Source organism: uncultured Cellulomonas sp., assembly GCF_947494015.1.
Taxonomy (GTDB): domain Bacteria; phylum Actinomycetota; class Actinomycetes; order Actinomycetales; family Cellulomonadaceae; genus Pengzhenrongella.
In genome coordinates, this window is sequence record NZ_CANLTL010000018.1 from 35,062 (window position 1) to 48,466 (window position 13,405).

General features: G+C 75.9%; 11 protein-coding genes and 1 tRNA gene. 6 read left to right on the plus strand and 6 right to left on the minus strand.

Annotation, left to right across the window (positions count from 1 at the left end):
- The first annotated feature begins 219 nt into the window (after positions 1-219).
- Positions 220-1,635, plus strand: a complete 1,416-nt coding sequence (locus Q0840_RS17005) for a glycoside hydrolase family 15 (RefSeq protein WP_298461731.1) — start codon at positions 220-222, stop codon at positions 1,633-1,635.
- 78 nt (positions 1,636-1,713) lie between these two features.
- Here Q0840_RS17005 and Q0840_RS17010 read toward each other — a convergent pair whose 3' ends face one another.
- Both Q0840_RS17010 and Q0840_RS17015 read right to left on the minus strand, forming a co-directional pair.
- The gene (locus tag Q0840_RS17010) at positions 1,714-2,364 is read right to left on the minus strand and encodes a LytR C-terminal domain-containing protein (RefSeq protein WP_298461733.1); all 651 of its coding nucleotides are present in this window, start codon (positions 2,362-2,364) and stop codon (positions 1,714-1,716) included.
- A gap of 87 nt (positions 2,365-2,451) precedes the next feature.
- Positions 2,452-2,751 (minus strand): DUF3263 domain-containing protein, encoded by a 300-nt coding sequence (locus Q0840_RS17015; protein WP_298461736.1) that lies wholly within the window; start codon positions 2,749-2,751, stop codon positions 2,452-2,454.
- Between the two features lie 240 nt (positions 2,752-2,991).
- Here Q0840_RS17015 and Q0840_RS17020 point away from each other — a divergent pair, with 240 nt between their 5' ends.
- Together Q0840_RS17020 and Q0840_RS17025 are read left to right on the plus strand one after the other, a co-directional pair.
- Entirely contained in the window at positions 2,992-3,669 is a 678-nt protein-coding gene (locus Q0840_RS17020; protein WP_298461739.1) for a uracil-DNA glycosylase, read from the plus strand.
- Positions 3,670-3,720: 51 nt separating this feature from the next.
- Positions 3,721-4,554, plus strand: a complete 834-nt coding sequence (locus Q0840_RS17025) for an SGNH/GDSL hydrolase family protein (RefSeq protein ID WP_298461742.1) — start codon at positions 3,721-3,723, stop codon at positions 4,552-4,554.
- Positions 4,555-4,651: 97 nt separating this feature from the next.
- Here Q0840_RS17025 and Q0840_RS17030 read toward each other — a convergent pair.
- Positions 4,652-4,728: transfer RNA gene (locus tag Q0840_RS17030), tRNA-Thr, on the minus strand.
- Positions 4,729-4,786: 58 nt separating this feature from the next.
- On the minus strand, positions 4,787-6,664 hold the full coding sequence (locus tag Q0840_RS17035; protein ID WP_298461744.1) for a serine/threonine-protein kinase: 1,878 nt from the start codon (positions 6,662-6,664) through the stop codon (positions 4,787-4,789).
- Positions 6,665-6,745: 81 nt separating this feature from the next.
- Between Q0840_RS17035 and Q0840_RS17040 the strand changes: the two genes are divergently transcribed.
- From Q0840_RS17040 to Q0840_RS17050, 3 genes are all read left to right on the plus strand, one after another.
- On the plus strand, positions 6,746-8,266 hold the full coding sequence (locus Q0840_RS17040) for a trehalose-6-phosphate synthase (protein WP_298461747.1): 1,521 nt from the start codon (positions 6,746-6,748) through the stop codon (positions 8,264-8,266).
- A 192-nt stretch (positions 8,267-8,458) separates the two neighbouring features.
- Entirely contained in the window at positions 8,459-9,589 is a 1,131-nt protein-coding gene (locus tag Q0840_RS17045) for an ABC transporter ATP-binding protein (protein WP_298461750.1), read from the plus strand.
- Between the two features lie 96 nt (positions 9,590-9,685).
- Entirely contained in the window at positions 9,686-10,927 is a 1,242-nt protein-coding gene (locus Q0840_RS17050) for a DUF4032 domain-containing protein (protein WP_298461754.1), read from the plus strand.
- Between the two features lie 19 nt (positions 10,928-10,946).
- On the opposite strand, the gene rlmB is transcribed toward Q0840_RS17050, so the two are convergent.
- Together rlmB and cysS are read right to left on the minus strand one after the other, a co-directional pair.
- Positions 10,947-11,960 (minus strand): 23S rRNA (guanosine(2251)-2'-O)-methyltransferase RlmB, encoded by a 1,014-nt coding sequence (rlmB, locus tag Q0840_RS17055; protein WP_298461757.1) that lies wholly within the window; start codon positions 11,958-11,960, stop codon positions 10,947-10,949.
- Positions 11,960-13,399: a cysteine--tRNA ligase gene (gene cysS / locus Q0840_RS17060; RefSeq protein WP_298461760.1), complete on the minus strand. Its 1,440-nt coding sequence runs from the start codon at positions 13,397-13,399 to the stop codon at positions 11,960-11,962. The genes rlmB and cysS overlap by 1 nt, the downstream gene beginning before the upstream one ends.
- Between the last annotated feature and the right edge of the window lie 6 nt (positions 13,400-13,405).

The window sequence follows — 13,405 nt, forward strand, 5'->3', positions numbered from 1 at the left end:
CGGACGGCTCGAGGCGTCACCGGTCATGTCCCGGGTCGGCCCCGACCTCACCGGTCGGCCCCACTGTGCTGTCACTCTCATGCCGAGAGTGCTAACCCCATTGTTGGCACTCGGACCCGGTGAGTGCAAGGCCGGGCACCGGCTGCGCGCGACGCGGCCCTCACCCGGGTGGACGCCGCCCGTCGGCCCGACCGCGCGCGGCCACTACGCTCGACGGCTGTGAGCGCACCGACGGCGGAGGACCTCACGGTCACGGGCACGCGAGCGGGCGGTCGCTGGGCGCGGCGCAGCGCCGCGGCGGCCGTCACGCTCGTCATGGCCGCGTCACCGTTCCTGCTGACCGACCCCCGCTCGCCGTGGGCGAACGCGAACGACCCCGCCGTGATCGCGCTGTACTCCGACGGGCTCGCCGCGGGAGCGCCCGGCACGGCGCCCACCCTGGTCGCCGCCGGCGCACCCGCGGTGTACCTGCCCGGCACCCGGGTGCTCGACCCCGGCCCGGCCGCGCGGCCCGGCGACACCGCCCGGGCGCACGCCCTCGCCGACGAGGCGCGGGCCTGGCTCTCCGCCGGGACGGTGCCCGGCACCGGCGGCCCCTACGAGGACCTGGCCCGCGACGCGCTGCTCGACGTGCGCGCACTCCTGCTGGACGACGGCGCCGCGGTGGCCGGGTGGTCGGCGCGGTGGCGCTACGTGTGGCCGCGCGACGCCTCGTTCGTCGCCGTCGCGCTGGCCCGCACCGGTCACGTGGACGACGCCGTGCAGGTGCTCGGCTTCCTGCAGGACGTCCAGCACCGCGACGGCTCGTTCGAGGCGCGCTACCTGCCGGACGGCTCCGGACCGCCCGACGACCGCGGCATCCAGACCGACGGGACCGGGTGGTCGCTGTGGGCGACCGGTCAGGTGCTCGCCGAGGTCCCCGACCTCGCGCGGCGTCGCGCGACCGCCGCGACGCTGCGGCCGCTCCTGGACCGGTCGACCGCGCACGCCCTGGACCTGACCGACGGGCCCGGGACGCTGCCGCCGCCGTCGAGCGACTACTGGGAGGTGGGCGAGTCGCGGCTCACGCTGGGGACCGTCGCCCCGCTCCTGGCCGGGTTGCACGCGGCCGCCGGGGTGTACGCCGACCTGGGCCGGACGGCCGAGGCCCGCGCCGCGGCGGACCGCGCCGACAGGCTCGGGGCGGCGGTCACCCGCGAGTTCGGCCCGCGGTTCGCCCGCTACTCCGACGGGCACGACGCCGACGCCGCGAGCGCCTTCCTGCTGCCGCCGTTCCAGCCCGTCGCACTGCCCGGCGCCGCGGTGGCCTGGCGGGCGTCCGCCGACGACATGGGACGCCCCGCCGGCGGCCTCGCCCCCGGCGAGGCCTGGCGGGACGACGGCATCTCGTGGACGCCGCAGACGTCGCTCTACGCGTGGGTCGCCGCCGTGGACGGCGACCGGTCGCGCGCGCAGGGCTGGCTCACCTGGATCGACGAGCACCGCACGGCCTCGGGCGCCATCCCGGAGAAGGTGCTCGCGGACGGCTCCCCGGCGGCGGTCGCGCCGCTCGCGTGGAGCGCAGCGTGCGTGCTGCTGACGCTCGACGCGCTGGACGACCGCACCGGCGGGACGGTCGCCACTGTCGCGGGCTGACCCGCCCCCGGGCCGCCCTCCTGGCACCGCGATCTCCTCCGGCGGGCTCGTTGCGCGCCCGCGCGTCCGCGCACACGATCAGCGGGCGAAGTCGCGCTCCAGCACCACCTGGATGCCGTCGACGGCGTCGCTCTCGGCGAGCTGCACCGTGGTGATGCCCAGGACGGCGGCGACCGCGCGGGCGGAGACCTCGAGCTCGGGCCCGGCGTAGCTGACCGTCGAGGACGGCAGCGTGCCGCCGGTGTAGTTGGCGGCCTCCACCTCGGTCCAGCCGGCGTCCTCGAGCTGCTCGGCCGCGTCGGCGGCGAGCCCGGTGACCGACGTCGAGTTGAAGACGCTGACCGGGGTGGCCAGGTCCGGCTCGGGGGCGGGCGGGGGCGGCTCGGGCGTGGGCTCGGGCGTCGGCTCGGGAGCCGGGGTGGTGGGCTCCACCGGCGCCGGGGTGCCCGTGGGGTCGGCGGCGGGGGTCTCGGGCGTGGCGCCCTCGGTGACCGTCCCGTCGCCTGCCGGGGCCTCGGCGGTGCCCTGCGCGGACGGCGCCGGCTCCCGCTCGTCCCAGACCAGGTTGACCACGACGAGCCCGAGCGCGGCGGCGACCACCAGCGCGGCGAGGAACGGCCAGACCGTCGCCCATCGCGAGCGCGGGTTGCGATGTACCCCTCGCGGCCCGGCCGACGGGTCGACGGCGTCGAACTCGTCGGGAGGGTACGGGTACTCGCCCTTGGTCACGGCGGACAGGTTAGCGGCAGTCAGCGGCCCGCCCGCCGCGCGCCGTGCGGCCGGCGGGGGCCCGCGGCCGGTGCGGTCACCGGGACGTCAGGCGTCCACGCCGAGGCGGCGGGCGCTGCGGGCGCGCTGCCGGGAGGCGCGCATCCGGCGCAGGCGCTTGACCAGCATGGGGTCGTGCGCGAGGGCGGCCGGGGAGTCGATGAGGGCGTTGAGCACCTGGTAGTACCGCGTCGCGGACATGTCGAACAGCTCGCGGATCGCCTGCTCCTTGGCGCCGGCGTACTTCCACCACTGCCGCTCGAAGGCGAGGACCTGCTGGTCGCGCTCGGACAGCTCGGATCCGCCGTCCGGGACGGGCTCGAGCGGTGCCGCTGCGGTGGCGTCCATGGGTCCTCCCGGTGCTGCTGGTCTGCCGTCGGCCAGCGTACGGCGGGAATGACAGGGGTGTCATTCGTCCCGGCGTGGCGCCCCCGGCGCGTTCCGGACCGCTGCCCGGCGGGGCCCCCGGGGCGCGACCGGGGCCCCTCGGGCGCGACCGGGCCCCGGCACGCCGGGGCCTGGCCCGGCCCAGGCCCGGGCCAGGCGCGGGCCGGGTCCGGGCCATCCGCCGCGGGTACCCTCGGCGCGGTGAACCCGACCCCGCTGCGCGACCTGGTCGCCCCGGACTGGGCGCAGGCCCTGGCCCCCGTCGAGCCCCAGGTGCACGCGATGGGCGCCTTCCTGCGGGCCGAGGTCGCGGCCGGCCGCGCGTACCTGCCGGCCGGTCCGGCGGTGCTGCGCGCGTTCACCCGTCCCCTGGCGCAGGTGCGCGTGCTCGTCGTCGGGCAGGACCCGTACCCCACCCCGGGGCACGCCATGGGCTTGTCGTTCTCGGTGCAGCCCGACGTGCGACCCGTGCCGCGGTCCCTCGCGAACATCTTCACCGAGCTCACCCAGGACGTCGGCTGCCCCCCGCCGAGCAGCGGCGACCTGTCCGCATGGGCGGACCGCGGCGTCATGCTGCTCAACCGCGTGCTCACCGTGCGCCCCGGCGCCGCGGCCTCGCACCGGGGCAAGGGCTGGGAGGCCGTGACCGACCGGGCGATCGCAGCGCTGGTCGAGCGGGACGCCCCGCTGGTCGCCGTCCTGTGGGGACGGGACGCGCAGTCGCTGGCGCCGGCGCTCGGCGCGACCCCCACGGTGGCCAGTGCCCACCCCAGCCCGCTGTCGGCGCGCAACGGGTTCTTCGGGTCGCGGCCGTTCTCGCGGGTCAACGAGCTGCTCACCGCGCAGGGCGCGGACCCCGTGGACTGGTCCCTGCCCTGACCCGCGGGCCCGGTCGCGCGCACGGCCCGGCAGCCGGTCCACAATGGACGGGTGACCGAAGCACGCATCGACAGCGACCCCCGCACCGCCGCGGCCGGCCCCGTCCGGTGGTCGCGCTACGTGGCCCTGGGGGACTCCTTCACCGAGGGCCTGTGGGACCCCGACCCGGCCGACCCCGCCACCCAGCGCGGCTGGGCGGACATGCTCGCGGCGCACCTGTCCGAGCGGCGCGTGGCCGACGGCGCCGACCCGCTGCAGTACGCCAACCTCGCGATCCGTGGACGGCTGCTGCGCCCGATCCTCACCGACCAGGTGCCCGTCGCGCTCGAGCTCGGCGCCGACCTCGTCTCCCTCATCGGCGGCGGCAACGACATGCTGCGACCCGCGGCCGACCCGGACCGGATGGCGGCCGACCTCGAGGACGCCGTGGTCCGGCTGCGCGCCACCGGGGCCGACGTCCTGCTCGGCACCGGCGCGGACACCAAGGACAGCCCGGTGGTGCGGCGCACCCGGGGCCGCATCGCGGTCTTCAACAGCCACATCTGGTCCATCGCGCGCCGACACGACGCGTACGTCCTGGACCTGTGGGGCATGCGCTCGGTGCGGGACTGGCGGATGTGGGCCGAGGACCGGATCCACCTGACGACCGACGGGCACGCCCGGGTCGCGCAGGCCGCGCTCGTCGGCCTCGGCCTGCCGCCGGACGACGCCCGCTGGGACGACCCGCTCGCCCCCCGGCCGCGGGTGCCCCGGCTGGACCAGGCCCGCGCCGACGCCGCGTGGCTGCGGACGCACGCCTACCCGTGGGCCACCCGGCGGCTGCGTGGCCGGTCGTCCGGGGACGAGCGCGTCCCCAAGCGGCCCGACCCGCGGCCGGTCCGCTAGGCACGGTCGCCCGCCGGGCCGCCGGGGGCCGCCGGGGCGCCCGGTCCGGGGAGCACCCCGGCCGAGGGGCACCCTGGTCGAGGGGCGCTGCCCGGGGTGGAGCCCCCTGTCGGATTCGAACCGACGACCCCCTGTTTACAAGACAGGTGCTCTGGCCGACTGAGCTAAGGAGGCGGGCGGGGCGCGGATCCGCGCACCCGGTCGCGCCAGCGTACCGGGGCGCCGCGCGCCGTCAGCGCAGGTCCGGCGGCCCGGGCAGCGGCCACCACGTCACCGGCTGCCCGGTGGCCAGCAGCACCGCCAGCACGCCCGCCACCGCGAGCGCCGCGGCGACGAGCACCGCGGCCCCCGACCAGCCCGGCGCCACGGCCGCGAGGGTGCGTCGCGTGCCCACCCGGGTCAGCCGGGACAGCGGCCCCCACCACAGGGCCAGCACGGCGAGCAGCACGGCCAGCCCCAGCGCCGCGGCGTAGGTCAGCGGCCCGTTGCCGCCGCCGCCGCCGAGGGGGACGACGAGCCGCCCGGTCTGCAGGGCCCACCACAGGACCCCGCCCACGACCACGACCGCGCTGACGGCCACCACGACCGCCGGCACCAGGCCGACCAGTGCGCGCAGCAGGTGCCAGGGCGTCGCGGCGGCCACCCGGGCGGCGTCGCCCCGCGCCGGGCCGCCGCGGCGCTCGCGGCGCCGGTCGAGCGCGTCCCCGGCGACGCCGACGGTGCGCGCCACGACCACCAGCACCAGCACCACGAGGAGCGCGACGCCCGGGTACAGCACTCCCGCGGCGAGGACCGCGAGACCGAGGGCGAGCACCGAGCCGGACCGGCGGCGCGGGGCGGGGGCCACGTACGGGGGCGCGTCGTCGGACGGCGCACCCGTCCCGTCCCACGCGTGGGCGCCACCGCTCCCCCCCGGGTCGGTGTCCGGTGCGCCGCCCGGTGGCACCGACCGGTCCCAGGCGTCGTCGCCGCGCTCGGACTGCTCACCGCCCCAGGCACCGGCCGGCACCACGCTGGGCGGGTGGACGCCGGGGTGGGCGACACCGGGCGGATCGGCGCCGAGCGGCCCGGCCGCGGTCGGCTCGGCGTCGGGGACCGGCACCGCGACCGTCGAGCCCGCGTGGTCGACGCCGACCACCGGCATCGCCCGGGTGGTGCCCGCGTCGGTGACCCCGATCGGCCGCGTCGCACCGGCCGCGACGTCCGGCAGCACCTCGGTGCGGGCGCCGGCGTCCGCGCGCAGCGCCTGGGTGCGGGGGGCGCCGTCCGCGCGCAGCGCCTGGGTCGCGGGCACGGCCGGCACGCGGGCGGCGGCGTCGCGCAGCTCGGCGGTCACCGCGTCGGGCGGGCGACGCCGGGCGGGGTCCGGCACGAGGGCGCCACGCAGCGGGTCGGCGACGTCGTCCGGCACCCCGGCGAGGTCGACGTCGCCGGCGCGGGTCCGGGCGATCACCCCCTCGAGCGGTCGCGTCCCGAACGGCGCCCGCCCGGTGGCGGCGAACGCGAGCACGGCGGCCCAGCCCCACCAGTCCGTCGCCGGGGACGGGTCCTCGTCGGCGAGCAGCTCGGGCGCCAGGTAACCGGGGGTGCCGACCACGAACCCGGCCGACGTCACCCGGGCGTCGTCGGCGGCCTGGGCGATGCCGAAGTCGATGAGGACGGGCCCGTCGCGGGTGAGCATCACGTTGGACGGCTTGAGGTCGCGATGCACGACGCCCGCGGCGTGGACGGCGCCGAGCGCGTCCTGCAGGCCGGCCGCGAGCTCGGCGACCTCGACCGGGGGCAGCGGCCCGCCGCGCGCGACGTGCTGCTCGAGGGTCAGCCCGTCGACCAGCTCGGTGACCACGAAGGCCTCGGTGGAGTCCGCCTCGGCGTCCAGCACCGCCGCGACGCCCGGATGACGCAGCCGCTGCAGGGCGGCGACCTCGCGGCGCAGCCGGTCCCGGGCCGCCGGGTCGGCGCCCACGTGCGGGTGCAGCACCTTCAGCGCGACCGCCTGCCCACCACCGTCGACGGCCCGGTACACCGTGCCCATGCCCCCGGAGCCCAGCGGTGCGACGATCCGGTAGCCGCCCACCTCCGTGCCCGGTGCCGGGCCCTGTCCGTCCATGGCTGCACGGTAGCCGGGGCACCACCGGCACCGTCCGGTTCAGCGCGCAGAGCCGCGACCGGGCCAGATAGCCTCGAACACATGTCGCAGTCGAACCCGGTGGACGCAGGCGAGTACGACCTGGTGGCGGTGGCCAACAGGCTCCCGGTGGACTTCACGGTGGACGACGCCGGCGAGGTCAGCTGGAGCCGGTCCCCCGGGGGGCTGGTGACGGCGCTCGAGCCGATGATGCAGGCCGCCGACGGGGCCTGGGTCGGCTGGTCCGGCGCACCGGACCTCGCGCACGAGCCGTTCGACGGCGACGACATCCGGCTCGTGCCCGTGACCCTGTCCGCCGAGGAGATCGAGCTCTACTACGAGGGCTTCTCGAACGACACCCTGTGGCCGCTGTACCACGACGTCATCACCGCGCCCGCCTACCACCGGCAGTGGTGGGAGGCCTACCGACGGGTCAACCGGCGCTTCGCCGAGGCGGCCGCCGCCCAGGTCGCCCGCGGCGGGACGGTCTGGGTGCACGACTACCAGCTGCAGCTCGTGCCGGCGATGATCCGCGAGCTGCGCCCCGACGTCCGGATCGGGTTCTTCAACCACATCCCGTTCCCGGGGCTGGAGATCTTCGCCCAGCTGCCCTGGCGGCGGCAGATCGTCGAGGGCCTGCTCGGCGCCGACGTGATCGGGTTCCAGCGGGCCAGCGACGCCTCCAACTTCGTGCGCGCGGTGCGCCGGCTCACCGACCTGACCACCCGCGGGCAGGTGGTCACGGTGACCGGCGCGGACGGTCGCGCCGAGCGCCACGTGCGCGCGGCGGCGTTCCCGATCTCGATCGACTCAGCGCACTTCGACCAGCTCGCCCGGCGACCGGAGGTCCAGCAGCGCGCCCGGGAGATCCGCGAGGAGCTGGGCAACCCCCAGACGCTGCTGCTCGGGGTGGACCGCCTGGACTACACCAAGGGCATCCGGCACCGGGTGAAGGCGTTCGGCGAGCTCGTGGAGGACGGCCGCCTGACCGTCCCGGAGGCCACTCTGGTGCAGGTGGCGAGCCCGAGCCGGGAGAACGTGGGCGCCTACCAGCAGCTGCGCGAGGACGTCGAGCTGCTCGTGGGGCGGATCAACGGCGACTTCGGGCACCTCGGTCACCCGGCCGTGCACTACCTGCACCACTCCTACCCGCCCAAGGAGATGGCGGCGCTGTACCTGGCCGCCGACGTGATGCTGGTGACCGCGCTGCGCGACGGGATGAACCTCGTCGCCAAGGAGTACGTCGCCGCGCGGTCCGACGACCGCGGCGTGCTCGTCCTCTCCGAGTTCACCGGCGCCGCCGACGAGCTGACCGGCGCCGTCATGGTGAACCCGCACGACATCGACGGCATGAAGGACATGATCGTCCGGGCCGTCGAGATGGACGCCCGCGAGCAGCGCAAGCGGATGCGGCGGCTGCGCCGGCGGGTGCTGGAGGACGACGTCGCGAAGTGGTCGCGGTCGTTCCTGTCGGTGCTGGGCGCGGTCCCGCTGGCCGAGCCCGCCGGGTGGACCGGGTCCGCCGGGTCGTCCGGCCTCGCCGCCGGTGACCCGACCGAGGAGGCTGCGGAGCCCGTGCGCTGACACCGCTGACCGCCGCGGGCGACCGGGGACGTGGCCCGGATCACGCCCGCTCGCCGGTGTGGCAGGATGGCCCCGGGCCGCAGGCCCGGCGACGGCTGCCGGCACCTGTGCTGGCCTGTGTCAGCGAAGACACTCTGACACTCTCACGACGGATCGTCCGGCACGTACCTGCCGGTGAGGGGAAGTATCGACATGGCTACGGTCACGTACGACAACGCGAGCCGGGTGTACCCGGGCACGGAGCGTCCCGCGGTGGACTCGCTCAACCTGCACGTGGAGGACGGCGAGTTCCTCGTCCTCGTCGGCCCGTCGGGCTGCGGGAAGTCCACGTCGCTGCGCATGCTGGCGGGCCTCGAGGACGTCAACGCCGGTCGCATCCTGATCGGGGACCGCGATGTCACCGACGTCCAGCCCAAGGACCGCGACATCGCGATGGTGTTCCAGAACTACGCGCTGTACCCGCACATGACGGTCGCCGACAACATGGGCTTCGCCCTGAAGATCGCCGGCACGCCGAAGGCGGAGATCCGCAGCCGCGTCGAGGAGGCCGCCAAGATCCTCGACCTGTCGGAGTACCTCGACCGCAAGCCGAAGGCGCTCTCCGGTGGTCAGCGTCAGCGCGTGGCGATGGGCCGTGCCATCGTCCGTCAGCCGCAGGTCTTCCTCATGGACGAGCCGCTGTCGAACCTCGACGCCAAGCTGCGCGTCCAGACCCGCACGCAGATCGCGTCGCTGCAGCGCCGCCTCGGTGTCACGACGGTCTACGTCACCCACGACCAGACCGAGGCCCTGACCATGGGCGACCGCATCGCGGTCCTCAAGGACGGCCTCCTGCAGCAGGTCGGCACCCCGCGCGAGATGTACGACACCCCGTCGAACGTCTTCGTGGCCGGCTTCATCGGCTCCCCCGCCATGAACATCGGCACCTTCGAGCTCGCCAACGGCCACGCCACGCTGGGTGCGGCCAAGATCGCCATCCCGCGCGCCGCGATCGACTCGATCGCGGCCGGCGACCAGGGGCACATCACGATCGGCTTCCGCCCCGAGGCGCTCGACATGGTCCCGGCCGGGACGCCCAACGCGATCCCGGTGATCGTCAACCTGGTCGAGGAGCTCGGCTCGGACGCCTTCGTGTACGGCCAGCTCAGCAACGAGATGGGCCAGCCGGTCGAGGCGATCCACTCCGGCGCCGGCGACGGCCAGGTCATCGTGCGCATCGACCCGCGGTCCGTCCCGCGCAAGGGTGAGACGATCTGGGTCCAGATCCGCCCGGAGGAGGAGCACCTGTTCCACTCCGGCTCCGGCGAGCGCATCACCGCCTGACACCAGCACGACCCGCGAGGGGCGGTCCGGCTCACTGCCGGTCCGCCCCTCGCCGTATCCCCCGCCGGAGCACCGGCCGGACCCCCGAGGAGACCCGTGGCACAGAACCTGCAGATCACCGCGGCCGCGCCCGACCCGGCGCTGCTCGACCTGCCCTGGGACGTGCCGCTCGAGCAGTGGCCGGACCACACCCTCGCCGCGCTGCCGCGCGGGATCTCGCGCCACATCGTCCGGTTCGTCCGGCTCTCCGGGCGCGTCATCGCCGTCAAGGAGATCGGCGAGTCGGTGGCGTACCGCGAGTACGACCTGCTGCGGCAGCTGAGCCGGATCGACGTCCCGAGCGTCGAGCCCGTGGGGGTCATCACCGGGCGCCGTTCCCCCGAGGGCGAGCCGCTGGAAGCCGTGCTGATCACCCACCACCTGCAGTTCTCGCTGCCCTACCGCGCCCTGTTCAGCCAGACGCTGCAGCCGGACACCGCCACGCGGCTGATCGACGCCCTCGCGGTGCTCCTGGTGCGACTGCACCTGGCCGGCTTCTACTGGGGTGACGTGTCGCTGTCCAACACGCTCTTCCGGCGCGACGCCGAGGCGTTCGCCGCCTACCTGGTCGACGCCGAGACCGGGGACCTGCACGACGCGCTCAGCGACGGCCAGCGCGCGTACGACCTCGAGGTGGCGCGGGTCAACATCATCGGCGAGCTCATGGACCTGCAGGCCGGTGAGCTGCTGGAGGAGGACGTCGACGTCGTCGCCATCGGCGCCATGCTGGTCGAGCGGTACGAGGGGCTGTGGACGGCCCTGACGGACATCGAGTCGTTCACCGCTGGCGACCGGTGGCGGGTGGCCGCCCGCATCGACCGGCTCAACGAGCTGGGCTTCGACGTCGGCGAGCTCGACATCACCACCGACATCGACGGCACCACGCTGCACATCCAGCCGAAGGTGGTCGACGCCGGCCACCACTCGCGCCGCCTCATGCGGCTGACCGGCCTGGACGTCCAGGAGAACCAGGCGCGTCGTCTGCTCAACGACCTGGACGCGTACGCGGCCGCCATCGACCGGCAGAACGACGAGGAGTCGTTCGTCGCGCACGACTGGCTCACCCACGTCTTCGAGCCGGCCGTGCGGTCGGTGCCGCGCGAGCTGCGCGGCAAGCTCGAGCCCGCGCAGGTGTTCCACGAGCTGCTCGACCACCGCTGGTACATCTCCAGCGAGCAGGGCCGGGACGTGCCGCTCGAGGAGGCCGTGGCCAGCTACGTGCAGAACGTGCTGCGCCACCGCCCGGACGAGCTGGCGATCCTGGGGGCGAGCGGCCTGGCCGACGACGAGGACGCGTAGCGGTCAGGACGCACAGCGGTCAGGCGTCGCGGCGCTGCCGGGACACCTCGTACAGCGCGATGCCGGCCGCCACGCCGGCGTTGAGCGACTCGACCGCCGAGGCGATCGGGATCGACACGATCGCGTCGCAGGTGTCCCGCACCAGCCGGGACAGGCCCTTGCCCTCGGACCCCACGACCAGGACGAGGCCGTCGGTCGCGAACGGCAGCGCGCTCACGTCGGTGTCGCCGCCGCCGTCCAGGCCGACCACGAAGCACCCCGCCGCCCGGTACGCCTGCAGCGCGCGCACCAGGTTCGTCGCCCGGGCCACCGGGACGCGGGCCGCGGCCCCGGCCGACACCTTCCACGCCGACGCGGTGACCCCGGCGGACCGGCGCTCGGGCAGCAGCACGCCGTGCGCGGCGAACGCACCGGCGGACCGCAGCACGGCGCCCAGGTTGCGCGGGTCGGTCACCCCGTCGAGCGCGACCACCAGCGGCGCCGTGCCCGCCTCCGCGGCGGCGTCCAGCAGGTCCTCCGGCTCGCGGTAGGTGTACGGCGGCACCTGGATGGCGACGCCCTGGTGCACCGCGCCGTCGGTGAGCCGGTCGAGCTCGGGCTTGCTCACCTCGAGCAGCGGCAGGCCGCGGTCGGTGACCGCCGCGAGGATCTCGCGGGTGCGGTCGTCGACCTCGATGCGGGTCGCGTAGTACACCGTGCTCACCGGGATGCCGGCCCGCAGCGCCTCGACGACCGAGTTGCGCCCCGAGACGATCTCGTGCGTCGCGGAGACGCCCTTGGTGCCGCGCGAGCCACCCGCCGACCGCGACGAGCGGGCGTCGGGCGCCCCGCCGGACCGGCGGGTCCCGGCCACCGCCCGGCGGTCGGCCGCGGCCGCCCGCTTGGCCGCCGGGTGGTACGGACGCTCGGTCGCCTTGGGCGTGGGCCCCCGGCCCTCGAGCGCCTGACGGCCCTGGCCGCCGGAGCCGGCCTGGGCGCCCTTCTTGGATCCGGCCTTGCGGGTCGCGCCGCGGCGCGAGGAGTTGCCTGCCATCAGTGGTGTTCCTCCCGGGTGGTGGCCAGCGACCATCGCGCCCCGGCCGGTGAGTCCTCGACCACGACCCCGGCCGCCAGCAGGCGGTCCCGGATCGCGTCGGCGGTGGTGAAGTCCCGCTCGGCGCGCGCCTGCGCCCGGGCCGCGAGCTCGGCGCGCACGACGGCGTCCAGCGCGTCCGCGTAGCGCGCGTCGCTGCCGGTGGCTGCCCACTGCGGCGCCCCCGGGTCCAGGCCCAGCACGTCGAGCATCGCCCGCAGCGCGACCAGCGCGGCGCGGGCGTCCGGCAGGTCACCGGCCGCGAGGGCGGTGTTGCCGGCGCGCAGCCGCTCGTGCACGACGGCGAGCGCGGCCGGGACGTTGAGGTCGTCGTCCATCGCCGCGGTGAACTCCAGCGGCAGCGCCGTCGTGCGCACCTCGGCGTCGTCGACGGCGCCCACGCGCTCGACCGCCCGCTCGACGAAGCCGGCCAGCCGGTCCCACGCCGCCTCGGCCTCGGGCAGGGTGTCGTCGGTCCACTCGAGCATCGACCGGTACTGCACGGCCGTCATCGCGTACCGCAGCACCGCGGGGCGGGTGCGGGCCAGCACCTCGGTCACCAGCAGGCCGTTGCCGAGCGACTTGCTCATCTTCACGCCGGACTGGGTGACCCACCCGTTGTGCAGCCACAGGCGCGCGAACCCCAGGCCCGCGGCCCGGGACTGCGCCTGCTCGTTCTCGTGGTGCGGGAACCGCAGGTCCAGGCCGCCGCAGTGGATGTCGAAGCTGTCGCCGAGGTAGCGCCGGGCCATCGCCGAGCACTCCAGGTGCCAGCCCGGACGGCCACGGCCGAACGGGGTGGGCCACGAGGCCGTGGACGGCTCGGCCGGCTTCGGCGCCTTCCACAGGGCGAAGTCGCGCGGGTCGCGCTTGGCCGCGCCCACCGGGTCGGCGTCCGGGGCGGGGACCATGTCCTCGAGCCGCTGGTTGGTCAGGGCGCCGTACGCGGGGTAGGACCGCACGTCGAAGTAGACGTCGCCCTCGCCCGCGGCGTAGGCGTGCCCGGTGTCGACCAGGGTCCGCATCAGCTCGACCATCTCCGGCACGTGACCGGTCGCCCGCGGCTCGTACGTGGGCGGCAGGACGCCGACGGCGTCGTAGCCGTGGCGGAAGGCGCGCTCGTTCGTCATCGCCCAGGCCCACCAGGGCACACCGGCGTCGGCCGCCTTGGCCAGGATCTTGTCGTCGATATCGGTGACGTTGCGGACCAGCGTGACGCGCAGGCCCGACCGCTCCAGCCAGCGGTGCAGCACGTCGAAGGCGACGGCCGAGCGCAGGTGGCCGATGTGCGGCGGCGCCTGGACCGTCGCACCGCACAGGTAGATGCCGACCTCGCCCGGGACCAGGGGCTCGAAGGCACGCACCTCGTGGGTGGCGGTGTCGTACAGGCGCAGGCTCACCGGCCC